A 17,308-nucleotide genomic window follows, 5' to 3' on the forward strand; every position below is an offset into this window, starting at 1 on the left:
ATAATCGTGGTATCTGCCGTGCCGAGGAGAGCTCATGCCTGATCCCCTGCCGCTCGACGAACAGCTCTGCTTCTCGCTGTACGCCGCCACCATCGCGATCAATCGCGCCTACAAGCCGGTGCTCGACCGGCTCGGCATCACCTATCCCCAGTTTCTGGTGCTGCAGGTGCTGAACGGTGCCGAGGATGGCTGCCCGATCGGCGAAATCGCCGAACGACTGGCGCTTGAGCCGAGCACCATCACCCCGCTCGCCAAGCGGCTGGAGACGGCGGGGCTGGTGACGCGACTGCGCAATCCCGCCGACGAGCGCCAGGTGCGCGTTCGCCTGACCGAGACGGGCAAGGCCTGCTGGGCAGAGACCGGCTGTCTCGCTCCGCTGATCGTCGAGCGCACCGGCATGTCGCCGGCCCGCCTCGCCGCCCTCAACACCGAGGTTGCCGCGCTGCGGCGCGCGCTGGCGGCGGATCAGGCGACGTAGGCCCGACGGGTTGGCGGCGTTGCCCGGGCAGCAGTCTGATCAGCGACCTGGGCCGGCCGCGCTGGTCAGAAAGTGATGAGCTGTCGCACCGCCTCGCCCGCATGGAGGCGGTCGAAGCCCAGGTTGATGTCCACGAGCGCGAGTTGACCGGTCAACAGCCGATCCACCGGCAAGCGACCCGCCCGGTAGAGCGCGACATAGCGCGGCACGTCGCGCACGGGCACGCAGGTGCCGATATAGCTGCCCTTGAGCGTGCGCTCCTCCGCGACGAGGCCGACCACGTTGACGGTCAGCGTTGCCCCGGGCGGCGGCAAACCGGCGGTCACCGTGGTCCCGCCGCGCCGCGTCATCCGCACCGCACTGTCCAGCGCGCGAACGGAGCCCGCCATCTCCAGCACGACATCCGCCCCGCCGCCGGTCAGCGCCCTGACCTGGTCGACCACGTCGGGCGCGTTGGCGTCCAAGACGGCCGTGGCGCCCATCCGCCGCGCATGATCGAGCTTCTGCGGCGCCAGATCCACCGCGATGACCTGGGCAGCGCCGGCGGCGACCGCGCCGAGAACGGACGACAGGCCGACCCCGCCAAGGCCGACCACGACGACGCTCTGCCCGGCCTGGACCTGCGCGGTGTTGACGACCGCGCCCACCCCGGTCAGCACCGCGCACCCGAACAAGGCCGCTTCCGCCAGCGGCAGATCAGGATCGACCTTCACCAGCGAACGGCGGGACACGACCGCATGATCGGCAAAGGCCGAACATCCGAGGTGATGATGGACGGGCATGCCCTTGGCATCGGTGAGCCGCAGGCCGCCGGACAACAGCTCGCCCCTCGCGTTCGCGGCGCCACCCGGCTCGCACAGCGCCGGCCGCCCGCCGGAACATGGCGCGCAATGCCCACAACTAGGCATGAACACCATGACGACATGATCGCCGATGCCGAGATCGTCGACGCCCTCGCCCAGCGCCTCGACGATCCCCGCCGCCTCATGGCCCAGCGCCATCGGCAGCGGGCGGGGCCGGTCGCCGTTCACCACCGACAGGTCGGAATGGCACAGCCCGGCCGCCATGATCCTGACCAGCACCTCGCCGCGCCCCGGCGGCGCCAGCTCCAGTTCCTCGATGACCAGCGGCCGGCTGGCCGCGTAGGGCAGCGCCGCCTTCACGGTCCGCAACACCGCGGCCTTAATCTTCATGTGTCATCCTCCCAGCAATCAGGGTGTCGCCTTGCATGACGATCGCTGTTGCGAGGTGCTACGATAGCGGATGTTGGCGCTGCCGCGAGGGGGTGTGATCGTCCGTGGCCGTGACGGGAGACGGCCGTTCAGCCGGTTCCGCCGATCGTATCGCGCAGGTGGCTCAGGACATTCCCGGCCCGCGCCGATAGCGGCCACTCCGATCAGTGGATCAGCCACAAGGTGTCGACCACCGCGACGCCGGCGACCAGCTGGAGCTCCGATGCCCGGCCGAACGCCTGCCGTGCATAGCGCGGCACATGGTGGAGCCCAACCCACGCGCGACCGGCTCGAGGATCAGGCTCACCTGATTGCTGAAGCCGTGGATCGGCAGGCGGCGCACGCCCGGGTTGCCGTCGAACCGCCGCGACAGCAGCCGTGTCGCCATCGCCTGGCCATCGGGGTGATCGATAAAGCCGATGCGTTCCAGGCCGCGCCAGTCGCTCACCGTCTCGCCTGCCGGCGCGATCAGTTCGAGCGGCTCCTCCAGGAACGGCGTCGCCGCCAGCCGCGGGTCCTCGGCCCGCGGTGACGATGCCGAGCTCGGATCGATGATCGTCGCCGGGCTTACCGCCGCCCGGATTTGGCCGTTCCTCACCATCCCGACGCGTTGGCCGACCTATTATCCCAATGCGGCCGACGTCCGCTTCCATGACGGCAAGGGTCCCGAACTCGAGCCGGACGTACGCTTCTTCTTCTCGACCTTCGGTTTCCCGGTCGAGGCGCAGGTCGTCGAGCATGTCGCGCCGGTCACCGGCCAGGCGGCGCGCGTTGCCTGGCTGGCTGGTCCGGCGCGGGCGCGGATCGGGCTTGACGTTCACCATGCCTGGCTGATCGAGGATCTGTCGGGTGGTCGCGTCCAGATTCTGACCCAGGAGACGCAGAACGGTCGGCCCGCCAAGGAGCTCGCCCAGGCGAACCCCAACCCGATGATCAACGGCCACCAGGATTGGCTGGTCGGCCTGATCGCCGCCGCGCGGGTGGCACACGGCTGAGCATGACGCACCGTTCGCTGGTGCCGCGCCGCGCCGCGCCTGAACGGTGGCATGAGACGGTTTGTTGTGTGAGTATCCCGGCTGATCGGTGATGGGTTGGTCGGGAGCACGGCGATGGATCAGCAAGGCAGCAGCACAGGTGGCGAGCAGAACCGCAGCGCGGTTGAGCGCAGCGGGGATCGCGAACTGGTGATCACGCGCCTGTTCGAGGCACCACGGAGCACCGTCTACGCAGCATGGAGCCAGCCCGAGCTGTTTCGGCGCTGGTGGATGCCGGAATCGGCGTCGGGCGTGGCGCTCGTGTCGTGTGAAATGGACGTTCGTACCGGCGGCACCTACCGGCTGGGGTTCGGCACCGGCGGTTCAGCCCTCATGACCTTCCACGGCAAGTATCTCGCGGTCACGCCGGATCAGCGTATCGTCTGGACCAACGACGAGGCCGACGACGGTGCAGTCACCACAGTGACCTTCGAGGACCAGGATGACGGGACTGCGGTGACGTTCCACGAGATCTACCCTTCGAACGAGGCGCTCGAGCAAGCCTTGCAGGGATCGGCACTCGCGCTGCCGGAACAGCTCGAGCAGCTCGACAAACTTCTGTCAGGCATGGCGGGATAGCGGGTTTAGGCCGCCGTTGCGCATAACGCTGTCGGTGGCCGTATCGGCGGCAACAGCGTTCAAGGGCGACGAGCGCGTGGTGGGCCGACGGGATCGTTCCATCGGTCACTAGTCGGTGCCGACCATGATGCGTGACGCATGGGCGCTGCGCGCATCGACGGTGAAGGCGACGGTCAGCGCCGCAGGATCGATCTCGGCGGCCAACGCCTTGCGGTTGACGGTGACGGTCTTGCCGCCCGTCCAGCCGTGCACCGTGATGGCGATGGTCTGCCACCAGGGCCGGAAGTCGCCTTCGCGCTTGTCGAACTCGATCATCAGCCCCTGCGGCGTTGCCGAGCAGCGTACGGTCTGACGCAGATAGCCGCGGCGGGTATAAGCGAGGCTCTTGCCGTCGTCCTCGTAGAGCGTGCCCTGGCAATCCGCGCCCGGGTAGATGTCGAGCCGCAGCGGGCCGGTGGGCGTCTCTGCGGTGCTCTGGACCAGCGGCTGGCGCGGCAGGATGGTGCCGGCGCGAACGAAGATCGGCAGGCGATCGAGCCGCGGCGTCTCGGTGACGCGGTCGCCGCGGCTGTGCGCGGTCGGCACCGCCTGCGTCGCCGACTGGATCGGCCCCTCGGCCGCCGGCTCGGGCGTGCCCGCGGGCATGCCGGTCCAGTAATCGTACCAGCCGCCGGCGGGTAGGCACACGTCGTAGACGCGCGGCGATTCCGGACTCGGCGGCGGCGCGATCAGCAGGCTCTTGCCGAGGGTGAAGGCCATCGACTGGTCACACGAGGCATTGAGCGCCGATGGATAATCGTAGAACACCGGCCGCATGATCGGATCGCCGGTGCGGCTGTTCTGGTCTGCGAGCGCGTAGAAATAGGGCATCAGCCGGTAGCGCTCCTCGACGAAGCGGCGGCGGATCGCGAGATGCTCGGGACCGTCCACCCATGGCTCGACGCGGGGCGTGCCATTGGCGGAATGATCGCGGAACACCGGCGTGAAGGCGCCGATCTCGAACCAGCGGGTGAGCAGGTCGGCACTTGGCCCGCCGGCGAAGCCGCTGACGTCGGCGGCGCTATAGGCAAAGCCCGACAGGCCGAGGTTGATGATCTGGTGGACCGAGAGCTTGAGGTGATCCCAGGTCGCGCTGTTGTCGCCGGTCCAGGTGACGGCATAGCGCTGGCCGCCGGCGTAGCTCGCCCGGGTCATGACGAACGGCCGCTCGTTCGGGCGCAGCGTGCGCAGCCCGTCGAACGTCGCGCGGGTATTCTGCATGCCGTAGACGTTGTGGATCTCGCGATGATCCGCGACGCGGGCCGCGAAATCGTCGCTGCCGATGCGGTGGCGAGTGTCGAGCGGCATCGTCTTGGTCGGCGTGTTGAAGATCGCGGGCTCGTTCATGTCGTTCCAGAAGCCGGCAACCCCGGCGTCGACGAAGCCCTTGAACAACGTGCCCCACCAGTCACGGCCGTTGGTCTGGGTGAATTCGGGGAACACCGACGGCCCTGGCCAGACCGGCGCGACATAGGTGGTGCCGTCCGGGTTCTTGACAAAAGCGTCGCGCTTGAGGCCGCTCTGATAGGGCGCATAGTCCTTGTCCACCGCCGCGATATGCAGATCGGTGATCGCGACCAGCTTGATGCCGTCCTTCCCCATGTCATCGACCAGCTTGGGAAGATCCGGAAAGGTCTTGGGGTTGGTGGTGAACGGCCGGTTGCGATCCTGATAATCGATGTCGAGCCAGATCACGTCGGTCGGGATGCGGTCGCTGCGCAGCCGGGCGGCGATGCCGCGGACCTCGTCGGCCGACATGTAGCTGTAGCGCGACTGCTGGTACCCCAGCGCCCATTTCGGCGCGAGCGGCGGACGCCCGGTGAGCGTCGCATAGCGGCGCGTGACCTCGGCGACCGACGGCCCGGCGATGAAATAATAGTCGATCGGCCCATCGGGGCCGCCGAACGACAGGGTCTCGGCGTCGCGGTGGCCGAAGTCGAACCAGGTGCGATAGGTGTTGTCGAGCAGGATGCCGTAGCTGCCCCCTGCCCCGCCGGTGCCGATAAAGAAGGGGATCGACTTGTAGATCGGATCGTCGGCGCTGGTGAAGCCGAACGCGTCGGTGTTCCAGTCGACGAAATCATGCCCGCGGCGATCGAGCCCTTGCGTCTTGTCGCCGAGGCCGAAGAAGTGTTCGGAGATCGGCAGCGTCTTGGCGATGGTGAAGGCCTTGCCGTCGAGCTTCGCCGGCGCGGCATCGGCGGAGATCACCGTGCCGTCGAGCGTCTCGAAGGTGACGCCGCCGGTCGCGCCGATACGGACACGGATGCTGGCGGTGGTGAAGCCGTCGGCAGTGGCGGTGACCTTGACCGCCTGTTTGCGCTGCGCGGGCGACACCGCCCAGCTCGCGTCCTCGGGATAGATGCCGTCCTTGGCGACGCGGACGCGGATCAGCCCGTCGGCGAGCGCGGTGACGCGCATCGCCGTCGCCCCGGCGTGGAACTCGACGCCATTGCTGCGCGGCGCGAGCGCGGTGCTTTGCTGGGCATAAGCGGCGGGGATGCTGCACAGGCACGTCGAGGCGGCGAGAAGCAGGGCGAGACGTTTCATGAGCGGTCCTTGTGCGGCAAGTGGCGATCGTGCGCGACGAAGTTGAGCGCGCAGCGCGTGAGGAAGTCGTCGATCCCGGCCATGTCGACCCGATCGATGTCGGGACCGGGCGGCACCAGGCGGCCGCTGTCGGGAAAGGTGCCATAGCCGGCCATCAGACAATGCCAGCTGATTGCGGAATAATAGCGGCCGATGCCGGCGGCCTCCACCGCCGCCGCCATGTCGGCACCGGTAAACCAGGCCGAGATCAGCGCCCTGAGCGTGTCGGACAGGCTCGATACGGCGCGCGCCTCGGCCCAATAACCGGTGGGATCGTCGTGGCGCTGGTTGAGACGGTAATGGGCGACGATATAGTCGCGCACGCCGTCGTAGCGCTCGGCGATCCGGGCGTTGAAGCCGTTGCGTGCCTCTGCCGTCATCCCGCGCGCCTCGACCGCGTCGAGAAACGCCTCGACGGTGGCGATGACGAGATGCAGCGCGGTCGCTTCGAGCGGCTCGAGGAAACCCTGGGCAAGCCCGACCGCCAGCGCATTGTGCGACCAGCTGTCCCGCATCCGCCCGACCCGCATCGCGAGGTGGCGGGCCTCGCCCGAGTCGCCGACACCGAGGTGCGCGCGGAGTTCGGCCTCGGCCTGCGCTGCCGATAGATGACGGCTCGAATAGACATAGCCGTTGCCAGTCCGGCTGGTGAGCGGGATGTCCCACGCCCACCCCGCCGACAGCGCCGTCGCCCGCGTCTGGCTGGGAACTGGCGCCCCGGCCGCGCGATGGGTGGGCATCACCACCGCGGCATCGTTGAACAGCGTCTCGCCGTAGCTGACGAACGGCACCTCGAGCGCGGTGAAGATCAGGCTGCGGAAGCCGCTGCAGTCGACGAACACGTCGCCGTCGATCCGGTCGCCGTCATCGCCGACCAGCGATGCGACGCTGCCATCGGCGCCGCGCGCGACCGCGGTGATGCCGGCCTGGCGGTGAACGACCCCGAGCGTGCCGGTCGCATGGCGCGCGAGAAACGCGCCCATCTTGTGCGCGTCGAAATGATAGCCGTAGCTGACCTCGAACGGAAAGCTGTGCGCCGGCTGCGGCGCGCGATGATCGGCGGCGAGCCGCGCGGGCAGCAGGAAATGGTCGGGGTGTGCATCGACATCGCGACCGGTGCGGCGCGCGCGCGTGGCGTAGAAGAAGCGCGCGGCGGTGTGGATGTCGAGCGCGGTCGGGAACGGGTGGAAATAGTTTTGATAGCCTGCGCGGTCCGACCAGCCGGCAAAGCCGATGCCGAGCTTGTAGGTCGCGTCGCACGCCGGCATCCACGCGCTCTCGGCGACGCCGAGCGTGTCGAAGAAGCCTTTCAGCTGCGGGGTGGATCCCTCGCCGACCCCGATGATGCCGATTGCCGGACTTTCCACGAGCGTCACGGTCGCGCTCGGCCAGCGGTGCGCGATCAGGCACGCCGTCATCCACCCGGCCGTGCCGCCGCCGAGGATGACGATATCGGTCAACGCCGCAGCACCAGCCCGGCGAACGCGGGCAGCATGGTGGTGTTTGCGCCATTGGTGTCGAGGATCGGCAGGCCGTCCGTCGCCAGCCCCGCCGGCCAGTCGCGCGGGGCGGCGCCGAGATTGACCACGCAGAGCAGGCGCTCGCCCTCACCGGCCCGCTCGAATGCGATCAACGCGTCGTCGCTGTGCACCACCTGCAGGCTGCCATGGCGCAACGCCGGATGCGCCGTGCGGGCGGCGATCACGGTGCGCGTCCAGTGCAGCAGCGAATCCGCGTCCGCCTCCTGCACGTCGACGGCGAGCGCGCGATGATCGGGGCCGAAGGGGAGCCAGGGCTTGGCGGCGCCGCTGCCAAACCCCAGGTCGGGCGCGTCGCCGATCCAGGGCATCGGCGTCCGCGCGCCGTCACGCGACAGCGTCATCGGCCAGTTGGCGATCGCCTCGGGATCGAGCAGATCGGCATAGGGAATGTCGACCTGGGTGAGGCCCAGTTCCTCGCCCTGGTAAAGGAAGATGTTGCCGCGCAGGCTGAGCAGCAGCAGCATCTTCATCCGCGCGAACGCATCCGCCTGGTCGGGCGACGCCCAGCGGGACAGCGCCCGGGGCGCATCGTGGTTCTCGAACGCCCAGCTCGGCCAGCCCAGCCCCGGCGTATCCGGCCACGCCGCGACCGCATCGACGATCATCTCGGGGGTCAGCCGCTCGGCGTACAGGAAGGCAAAGCTGTAGGCGCTGTTGAGCCGCGTCTCTCCGGCGGTGAACAGCTTCATCTCGCGATCGCTCTCGTCGCCCCCCACCTCGGCGACGGTGAAGCAGCCGCCATGGTCGTCGAGCAGCGCCCGCAGGCGTTCGAGGAACAGCGGGATGTCCGCATGCCCCTGGTTGTGAAGCTTGAGCTGGAAATCGAACGGCCGGGTGCGGGCACGGTTGGTCGCGGGCGCCGGGGGGTTATCGGTCAGGCCGGGATTGTGCATCGCGAAGTTGATCGCATCCAGGCGAAAGCCGTCGACGCCGCGATCGAGCCAGAAGCGTGCCGTCGCCAGCAGGGCGTCCTGAACCGCGGGATTGTGGCCGTTGAGCTGCGGCTGGTCCTTGAGGAAATTGTGCAGATAATATTGCTGGCGGCGCGCATCCCAGGTCCAGGCCGGGCCGCCGAACACCGACTGCCAGTTGGACGGCGGGCTGCCATCGGCCTTGGCATCCGCCCAGACGTACCAGTCCGCCTTGTCGTTAGTGCGGCTGGCGCGGCTGGCGCGAAACCACTCATGCTGGTCGGAGGTGTGCGAATAGACCTGGTCGATGATGACGCGCAGCCCGAGCGCATGCGCGCGTGCGATCAGCGCATCGAAATCGGCGAGCGAGCCGAAGATCGGATCGACATCGCGATAATCGGCGACGTCATAGCCGAAATCGGTCATCGGCGAGGTGAAGAAGGGCGACAGCCAGATCGCATCGGCAGCCAGTGAGGCGACGTGATCGAGATGCGCCGTGATGCCGTTGAGATCGCCGATGCCATCGCCGTTCGAGTCGGCAAAGCTACGCGGGTAGATCTGGTAGATGACCGCGCCCTTCCACCAGGGGGTCGCGGCAACGGCATGGGAAGCGGTCATGGGTTTCATTCGCTCGGCAGGGCAGCGCAGACGGCATAGTCGAGCGGCCGGAGGGTGATGCGGGCGGTGCCCGGCGCAGTAACCGTGGCGGGGCAGGCCCCGGCCAGCGCAGCAAACCGCGCCGATCGGGCACCGACTTCGACATTCTGGGTGATGGTGGTGGAGCCGGTGTTGATCGCGACCAGTATCTCATGGCCATCGTCGTCGCCGCGGGTAAAGGCGAGCAGCCCCGGCGTGTCGCCGGCAAAGCGCACCAGCGTGCGGCCGTGGCGGAGCTGCTCATGGTCGCGGCGCAGCCGGGCGAGCATCGCGATCGAGCGGAAGATCGGATTGTCCTGGCCGAAATGCGCGGTCGCGGTGGTGGTCGTGGTGCCGATCAGCCGGTTGTCGTTGTAGCTTGCCACCTGGCTCGCGAACAGGTCTTCGCGCGAATCCTGGTCGCCGCCATGGCCGGTGAAGCCCTGTTCGTCGCCCGAATAGATCGTCGGCACGCCGCGGGCGGCGAGCAGCAGGACGTGGGCGAGCGTCAGCCGCTGGAGCCGCTCGGCCTCGGTCGCGTGCGGCCAGGCCTGGTCGAGCATATAGCCGATCCGCCCCATGTCGTGATTGCCCAGGAAGGTCGGCAACTGCCGCGCGCCGGCCTCGCCGCCCTCGTACAAAACGTCGCCATCGACCCATTTGGCGAAGACGTCGGTTCCCGCCTTGCCGGACAGCAGCGCGCGCGCGGCCGCCTGGAACGAGAAATCGAGCACCGCCGGCAGCTTGTCGCGACGGGTATATTGCGCGGTGTAGCCGGGGTCGATCGCTTCCGAATAAACCTCGCCGAAGATGTGGAAATGCGGAATGCCGCGCGCAGCGGCGCGCGCCTGCATCGCGGGGACGAAGCGTTGCCAGAATTCAGGGTTCACGTGGCGCGCGGTGTCGATCCGGTAGCCGTCAATGCCGAAGCGGTCGATCCAGCTGCCGTAGATCGCGATGAAGCCGTCGACGACGCGCGGGTCCTCGGTCATCAAATCGTCGAGCCCGGCAAAGTCGCCGTAGCGCGCCGATTCACCGGCGAAGGTCGAGTTGCCGCGGTTGTGATAGTAACGCGGATCGTTGAGCCAGGCCGGCACCTTCACCTGCGCTTCGGCCGCCGGCACGAACGGCGTATAGGCATAGCGTGGATCAACCAGCTGCGCGAAATTCTCCGGGGTCGCCACCGCATCGCCCGCGAATCCCGGGTTGATCGCGGCGCCGGCAGCCCCGCCGCGGCGCGTGTAGGGATAATCCGCCTTGCTGCGGTAGCCACACGGCGCGCCGATGCATTCGCGATATTGGATCACGTCGGCGGTGTGGTTGGCGATGATGTCCATATAGACCTTCATGCCGCGCGCATGCGCCGCATCGACCAGCGCCTTGAACTCGGCCTCGGTGCCGAAATGGGGATCGACGGTGGTGAAGTCGGTGATCCAATAGCCGTGATAGCCGGCGCTCTCATGCCCCTTGCCGCCCTGCACGGGCTTGTTCTTGAGGATCGGCCCGACCCAGAGCGCGGTGGCCCCGAGCGCCTGGATATAATCCAGCCGGCCGATCAGCCCCTTGAGGTCGCCGCCATGATAGAAGCCCTTGGCGGTGGGATCGAAGCCGGTGGTCAGCCGATCGCCGGCAAGGCCGCCGCGGTCGTTGGAGGGATCGCCGTTGTCGAACCGGTCCGGCAGGACGAAATAGATGATCTCGTCCTCGGGCGCACGGGCGCGGACGTCGGCAAGCGGCACCGTGGCGGGCGCAGCCAGCGCGAGCAGCAGCGCGGCGGCGATGCTCATGCCATCACCGGCTGCGGCGCGGCGCAGTGGCGCGCGATGAACTCGGCGTGGCTGGGCATTTGCGCGACCTCGCGGGCGTTCAACTGGTCGATCATGCCGAGGAACTCGCCGAGATCGGGCGCGGGAATGGCATCGGCGAGCGGATGATAGCCCGCCGGCATCATGCCCTGGCCGGCGAACACCTGCAGCCAGCCGACCTCGGTGAACAATTCCTCGTGCTCGCGGGTGATATGGCCGTTGCCGCGCCACAGCGCGATCTTGGCGCCGAGCGTCTCGGGCACGTCCATCGTGCGGCACGCCTGCCAGAATGGCTCGGGCCGCTCGTTGGCGTGGTAATGGAGGATGATGAAGTCGCGGATGCGCTCATATTCGTAATCGCTCTGCCGGTTGAACTCGACGCGGTCGGCCTCGGCGATGGTGCGACCCGGCAGCAGCTTCAGCAGCCGCGAAATGGCGGACTGGATGAGGTGAATGCTGGTCGATTCGAGCGGCTCGAGGAAGCCTCCGGCAAGGCCGATCGCGACGACGTTGCGGTTCCACATCTTCCGGCGCTTGCCGGTGCGGAACGGGATCGCGCGCGGCGCGGCCAGCGCCTCGCCATCGAGCCCGTCGAGCAGGATCGCGGTCGCTTCGTCGTCGCTCAGATGCGCGGAGGAATAGACCAGGCCGTTGCCGGTGCGATGCTGGAGCGGGATGCGCCACTGCCAGCCCGCTGCCTTGGCGGTGGAGCGGGTATAGGGCGTGAACGCCGCGCTGCGGGCCGACGGCACCGCGAGCGCGCGATCGCAGGGCAGCCAGTGCGTCCAATCCTCATAGCCGGTGTTGAGCGCCTGCTCGATCAGCAGGCCGCGAAACCCCGTGCAGTCGATGTAGAGATCGGCGCTGAGCGACGTGCCATCCTCCAGCACCAGCGCCGACACATCGCCCGTTTCGTCCTGCTCGACGCGGGTGATCCGGCCCTCGATACGGTTGATGCCCCGCGTCTCGCTGTAACGGCGCAGGTGCCGCGCATAGAGGCCCGCGTCGAAGTGGAAGGCAGACGGCATGTCGGGCAGCACCCGCGCGGTCCGCGCCGGCCCGCGCTGCATCCGCTCCGCCAGCGCCGCCTGGTTGTTGAGCGAATAAGCGGCAAGGTCTCCAGCCAGCCCCAGCGTCTTGGCGCGCAGCCAGTAATGGTGGAACGGCAGCAGGCCGACATCGCGGCCGACCGCGCCGAACGCGTGCATGTAGCGCGTGTCCGGGCGCAGCCAGTCGACGAATTCGATGCCGAGCTTGTAGGTGCCCTGGGTGGCGCGGAGGAACGCATCCTCGTCGAGCCCCAGCGCGTCGTTGAACAGCCGGATCTGCGGGATCGTCGCCTCGCCGACACCGACCGTGCCGATCTCCTCGGATTCGATCAGGTCGATCTCGAACCCGACCTCGAGGAAGCGGGCAAAGGTCGCCGCGGTCATCCAGCCGGCGGTGCCGCCGCCGGCGATGACGATGCGGATCGGATTGTCACTGGTCATCGTCCGCGTCCCCGCTCCGCGATCAAACAGGCACCGGACTGGCGGGGCGACACCGTCGCCCCGCATCCGCCGTCAGAACTTGTAGGTAATGCCGAGGTAATAATCACGGCCATAGCGCTGGTAATCGATCACCTGCCGCGGGTCGCCATTCTGATACGTTACGAACGGACGATCGGTGAGGTTCTTGGCCTGGGCAAGGATACCCAGCCCCTTCAGGAACCCGCCCTGGAAGTCGTAACCGATCTGCGCATCGAGGATCGCCTCCGCCTTGGCGGTGCGATAGGTCGGCGTCGACGAGATGCCGGCGACTTCGGCAAGGAAGGATGAACGGTAGCGATAGTTCACCCGTGCCTGGAAGCCGTGCTTCTCGAAGTAGAGCGTGCCGCTGCCGGTGACCTTGGACAAACCGGGCAAGGTGATCGCATCGAGCGCATTGTTGGCGTATTTGATCTCTGAGTCGGTGTAATTGCCCGACACGAACACGCCAAAACCGTCGAGCTTGGTGGTCAGCGTCCGGAACGGCAGCGAGAAGGTACCCTCGACGCCGATCACCGAGCCGCGCCCGGTGTTGGCCGGTGCGCTGACCACGCCGGTCTGCAACCCGTTGGCGATCACGATCGCCTGCTGGGCTGGCGTCAGCGCGCCGAGCAGCGAGCTGAAGTCATAGGCATAGCTGTTGTTCGGATCGACGAAGTCGGTGAGATGCTTGAAATAGCCCGACAGCGCGACATAGCCGCCGCCTTCGAAATACTTCTCGAACGACAGATCGATGTTGGTCGACTGATAGGGCTTCAGCGCGACATTGCCGCCGGTGGAGGTGAAGACCGGGTTGAGCCCGGCATTCTGGTTGCCGGCCTGGATGTTGGCGACGTTGATGCCGACCGCCTGGGTGACCCGCTCCTGGTCGAGCCGCGGCCGGACCATGGTCTGCGACGCGCCCATCTTGACGAAGCCCAGCGGGATCAGCTCGACCGACATCGTCGCCGAGGGCAGGAAGTTGGTGTAGTTCACCTTCTGCGTCGCCGGCGCGATCGTCACCACGCCGCCGACGACGCTGGCAATCTGGCCGTCCGAGCTCTGCTCGCTATGCACCACCTGCGCGCCGAGCGATCCCTTTAGCGCCTTGCCGCCGAGCTCGCCATCCAGCGTGATCTTGGCATAGCCGGTGAACACGTTCTCGGTGACGGTGTTGTCGCGGACCAGCGAGTCCGGGCGGTTGTCGTAATAGCTGTCGAGGCTGTTGTTGTAGAGGTACAGCGGGTTGAGCGCGAGCACCGCGGGCACGCCGAGATAATCGAGCGGGATCGTGCCGATCATCGCTTCGGCCGGCACGGCGGCCGAGGTGTTGGTGCCGCTCGCCACGGTGCAATCCACGCCGGCTCCGGTGGGGCACAGGAAGTAGGATTTGTAGGCGCTGGTCTTCTCGCGGCGGCTGTAGTTGCCGCCCACTTCCCAGCTCTTGACGATGCTGTTGTCGAACTCGCCGTTGAGGCTGGCACGGAGCGACTTCATGTCGTCCTTGAAGTTCGGGTTGCCGAGGAAGCCGGCCTGCACCACGGCCTGGGTGCCGTTATAGCCCCAGCCCTGCGGATCGGTGAGCTTGAAGATGTCGGTATTGGTGTAATCGAGCGTCGGCACGATCTTGTAGGTGCCGTTCGAATTCTGGGTCAGATGCACGGTGTCGCCCGGGCCGGTCGCCTGATAGCCGGTGCCGGTATAGGTCTCGAGCGTGAAGTCGGTGCGGGTCGCGTGGCTCCAGCTCGCATCGACGTTGAGGTGGATCTTGTCGGTCAGCTTGAGATCGTTGTTCCAGCCGAGCGAGTAATTCTCCGCCTTGCGGCGGTTATAGTCGTTGCGCTGGATGGCATGGACGTTGGAAAAGGTGATGTCGTCGGCATAGCCATCGTTGACGCTGCCGATCGCCGTGTTCGCCGTGCCGACATTGCCGGCGAGCGGGAACTCAATGCCGCGCAGCCGCTGGATTTCCTCGAAGTGCGAATAGAGCGCATCAAAGGTCGAGTGGAAGTTTTCCGACGGCTGCCATTCGATCGTCGCCACTCCGCCGTAGCGCTTGAGCGAGTTGGACTGGACATAGGGCTTGGCGCCGGTGACGACATAGGGGTCGGCGGCGGTGCCGGTGCCGTTATAGCCCCAGGCGTTGTAGCGCTCGTCCTGCGACGGTGCGTCGGTCGCCGAGGCGCCGATCGCGATACCGAGGGTATCGTTGGCGAACTTGTCGACATAGGTCGCCGAGGCGCGATAACCGTAGCGCGAGCCGTCCGGGTTGAGCTTGTCGATGCCGTTCATCTCGCCGCGGGCGCTGACCGCGAGGATGCGCCCAGCCTGGTCGAGCGGGCGCAGCATGCGCAGGTCGACGGTGCCGGCGATGCCGGCGGCGATCAGCGAGGCATCGGCCGACTTGTAGACGTTGACCGTCTTGAAGAATTCGGACGGATACTGGTCATACTCGACGCCGCGATTGTCACCGACGGTGACCTGCTCGCGGCCGTTGAGCAACGTGGTCGAGAAATCGGGGCCGAGGCCGCGGATCGACAGGCGCTGGTCGCGACCCTCGAGGCGCTGCGCGGTGACGCCCGGCAGGCGGGCCAGCGAGTCGGCGATCGACACGTCGGGGAGCTTGCCGACGTCCTCGGCGGAGACCGAGTCGACGATCAGCACCGACTGGCGCTTGATCTTGGCCGAGGATTCGAGGCCGGCGCGAATGCCGGTGACGACGATGTCGGGACCGCCGGCAACGTCCTGCGCGGTCGCGGGGGCCGCATCGTCGGGCTGCGGCGTCGGCTGGACGGCCTGGGTGGGCGCATCGACCTGTGCGGCGGCAGTAGGGTCGGCGTTGGGCGTGGTCGGCGCCGCCACCTGCGCGAACGCCGCCTGGCCCGGGATCATCATCGCCGCGGACAATGCGATCGCGCTGGCTCGCAAGGCCAATCGGCCACGAGTCGATGCGCCGACGGTTGCGCCGGACGTCGCGTCCGCGCGGTTCGTTGCCACCATGATCATTTTTCCCCTTCGGCGGACCCGTGGCCCGCACATCCTCAACCCAGCGTGTTCGGTTCATTCGACATCGTTGACGCGTGTCGATTGGCCTGGATCGGCTATATTTGGGCATGGTCCGTTGCAAAAGGTGCGGGCATACGTATTCACGGCAGAATGCAGATCGGGCGCCTTCTCCCCCTCGCCCGCCTTGTCCGTTATCGACCTTGGCGATGAGCAAGAGACCCACCTCGTTCGACATCGCGCAACTCGCCGGCGTGTCGCAGCCGACGGTATCGCGCGCGCTGCGCGGGGTGAAATCAGTCAATGCGCAGACCCGCCAGCGAATCGAGCAGATCGCGCGCAGCCTGCATTATGCGGTCGACAAGCATGCCTCCTCGTTGCGCAGCCAGGCCGCCAACACCCTCGCGCTGCTGTTCTTCGAGGAGCCGGCCGAGGACGATTCGACGATCAACCCCTTCTTCCTGTCGATGCTGGGCTCGATCACCCACGCCTGCGCGCGCGCCGGCTATGACCTGCTGATCTCGTTCCAGCAGCTCTCGGGCGATTGGCACGTCGATTATCAGGACAGCCGCAAGGCCGACGGCATCATCCTGCTCGGCTATGGCGATTACGAGGCCTATCGGGCGCGGCTCGATCATCTCACCGAACAGGGCACCCATGTGGTGCGCTGGGGGGCGGTCGGCACCGGCCCTGTCGGGATCACGGTCGGCTCCGATAACCGCGGCGGCGGCGCGCAGGCCACCGCGCATCTGATCGCGCAAGGGCGCAGCGCGATCGCCTTCCTCGGCGCTGCCGACAGCCGCTACCCCGAACTCGAGGACCGGTACCGCGGCTATCTGGACGCGCTCGCCGCGGCGGGCATCGCCGCCGATCCACGGTTGCAGGCCGACGCGATCACCACGGAGGAGGCGGGACAGGACGCGATCGCCGAGCTTGCGGGCCGCGGGGTCGCCTATGATGCGATCTTCGCCGCCAGCGACAGCATCGCGATCGGCGCGATGCGCGGGCTCGCCGCGCTCGGCCGCAGCGTGCCCGGCGAGGTCGCGATCGTCGGCTTCGACGATATTCCCTCGGCGCAATTGACCGCGCCGCCGCTGTCGACCGTGACTCAGGACGCACGGAAAGCCGGCGAGGCGCTGGTTCGGACCCTGCTCGCGCAGCTGCGCGGCGAGACAGCCGAAGTCGCGCCGTTGCCCACCTGTCTGGTCATCCGCGCCAGCAGCGGCGGTTAAGCCGCGCCAGACAGCGGCCTAGTCGTCGAACAAAAAGAGATTGAGCGTCAGCCGCCCGCCGAGCGGATCCGTGCTCAAGGTCACCGCCGGCGGCAGATAGGCGCAATGCAGCGTATTGCCGGCATAGACCAACGCTCGATTGAACCGTGCCGGCTGGATCGCGACCTGCTCGTACAGCGGCGTGTCACCCGCAATGTAGGAGGGCGCGGGCATGCCATGGAGCCGCACGCCGGCGTCGAGAGTCTCCTTGAACGACGCAAGTCGCGCCGCATCGACGCTTTCATAGCCGGTGCCGCGCTGGCGATAGAAAGCGGTTCCGCCCTGCTCGCCATGGCCCAAGAACAGCAGCAACGCGATACGGCGCGGCTCGACGCCGTCGAAATGCGGCAGTCGCTGGATCGGCGCGAGCTGCGCCGGGGGTGTCGTCACCAGTGAATAATAGGCCTCAGACACCGCGGGCGCGGGATCGAGCCCGAAGTGGGTAGCGAGCAGCGGCGCGACGCGGCGGCGCATGGTCTCGGCGAGCCGCGCCGGCACTTCTGCCCGTACGCCGGGATAATGCGGCCCGATCTCGCCCATCTTCAGGCTCGCCGCATCCTCGCGCAACGCCTCGGGATCGGGCCAGAAGTCGTCGAGCACGATCAGCGGGCGCTGCTCATTGCCTTGGCGGTGGAGGATGGGTGCGGCCATGGGCGCGCTTGTGCCTCAAGCCCGCGCGCGCGCG

Annotated in this window: 12 protein-coding genes; 4 read left to right on the forward strand and 8 right to left on the reverse strand. The window is 67.5% G+C overall.

Annotated elements, in window-relative coordinates:
- Positions 1-34: 34 nt before the first annotated feature.
- A complete protein-coding gene (locus AC07M8_RS09480) occupies positions 35-478 on the forward strand; it encodes a MarR family winged helix-turn-helix transcriptional regulator (protein WP_495174091.1) in 444 nt (147 codons plus the stop codon).
- Positions 479-543: 65 nt separating this feature from the next.
- Here AC07M8_RS09480 and AC07M8_RS09485 read toward each other — a convergent pair whose 3' ends face one another.
- On the reverse strand, positions 544-1,671 hold the full coding sequence (locus AC07M8_RS09485) for a zinc-dependent alcohol dehydrogenase family protein (RefSeq protein ID WP_495174092.1): 1,128 nt from the start codon (positions 1,669-1,671) through the stop codon (positions 544-546).
- 458 nt (positions 1,672-2,129) lie between these two features.
- Here AC07M8_RS09485 and AC07M8_RS09490 point away from each other — a divergent pair, with 458 nt between their 5' ends.
- Positions 2,130-2,705, forward strand: coding sequence for an SRPBCC family protein (locus AC07M8_RS09490; protein ID WP_495174093.1), 576 nt, complete (start codon positions 2,130-2,132; stop codon positions 2,703-2,705).
- A gap of 114 nt (positions 2,706-2,819) precedes the next feature.
- Complete coding sequence (locus AC07M8_RS09495) at positions 2,820-3,323, forward strand: SRPBCC domain-containing protein (protein ID WP_495174094.1); 504 nt, start codon at positions 2,820-2,822, stop codon at positions 3,321-3,323.
- Positions 3,324-3,431: 108 nt separating this feature from the next.
- Here the strand turns inward: AC07M8_RS09495 and AC07M8_RS09500 are convergent, their stop codons facing one another.
- The 6 genes from AC07M8_RS09500 to AC07M8_RS09525 form a co-directional block, all read right to left on the reverse strand.
- The gene (locus tag AC07M8_RS09500) at positions 3,432-5,912 is read right to left on the reverse strand and encodes a glycoside hydrolase family 31 protein (RefSeq protein ID WP_495174095.1); all 2,481 of its coding nucleotides are present in this window, start codon (positions 5,910-5,912) and stop codon (positions 3,432-3,434) included.
- The gene (locus AC07M8_RS09505) at positions 5,909-7,411 is read right to left on the reverse strand and encodes a tryptophan halogenase family protein (RefSeq protein ID WP_495174096.1); all 1,503 of its coding nucleotides are present in this window, start codon (positions 7,409-7,411) and stop codon (positions 5,909-5,911) included. The genes AC07M8_RS09500 and AC07M8_RS09505 overlap by 4 nt, the downstream gene beginning before the upstream one ends.
- A complete protein-coding gene (locus AC07M8_RS09510) occupies positions 7,408-9,030 on the reverse strand; it encodes an alpha-amylase family glycosyl hydrolase (protein WP_495174097.1) in 1,623 nt (540 codons plus the stop codon). Before AC07M8_RS09510 ends, AC07M8_RS09505 begins: the two co-directional genes overlap by 4 nt.
- A complete protein-coding gene (locus AC07M8_RS09515; RefSeq protein WP_495174098.1) occupies positions 9,027-10,826 on the reverse strand; it encodes an alpha-amylase family glycosyl hydrolase in 1,800 nt (599 codons plus the stop codon). The genes AC07M8_RS09510 and AC07M8_RS09515 overlap by 4 nt, the downstream gene beginning before the upstream one ends.
- Positions 10,823-12,334, reverse strand: coding sequence for a tryptophan halogenase family protein (locus AC07M8_RS09520; RefSeq protein WP_495174099.1), 1,512 nt, complete (start codon positions 12,332-12,334; stop codon positions 10,823-10,825). The genes AC07M8_RS09515 and AC07M8_RS09520 overlap by 4 nt, the downstream gene beginning before the upstream one ends.
- 72 nt (positions 12,335-12,406) lie before the next feature.
- On the reverse strand, positions 12,407-15,244 hold the full coding sequence (locus AC07M8_RS09525) for a TonB-dependent receptor (protein WP_495174100.1): 2,838 nt from the start codon (positions 15,242-15,244) through the stop codon (positions 12,407-12,409).
- 317 nt (positions 15,245-15,561) lie between these two features.
- On the opposite strand from AC07M8_RS09525, the gene AC07M8_RS09530 reads away from it, so the two are divergent.
- A complete protein-coding gene (locus AC07M8_RS09530) occupies positions 15,562-16,584 on the forward strand; it encodes a substrate-binding domain-containing protein (protein ID WP_495174101.1) in 1,023 nt (340 codons plus the stop codon).
- An 18-nt stretch (positions 16,585-16,602) separates the two neighbouring features.
- On the opposite strand, the gene AC07M8_RS09535 is transcribed toward AC07M8_RS09530, so the two are convergent.
- Positions 16,603-17,274, reverse strand: a complete 672-nt coding sequence (locus AC07M8_RS09535; protein WP_495174102.1) for a DUF6445 family protein — start codon at positions 17,272-17,274, stop codon at positions 16,603-16,605.
- Between the last annotated feature and the right edge of the window lie 34 nt (positions 17,275-17,308).

The sequence above is a fragment of the Sphingomonas sp. GW821-FHT09E03 genome, from assembly GCF_059416225.1.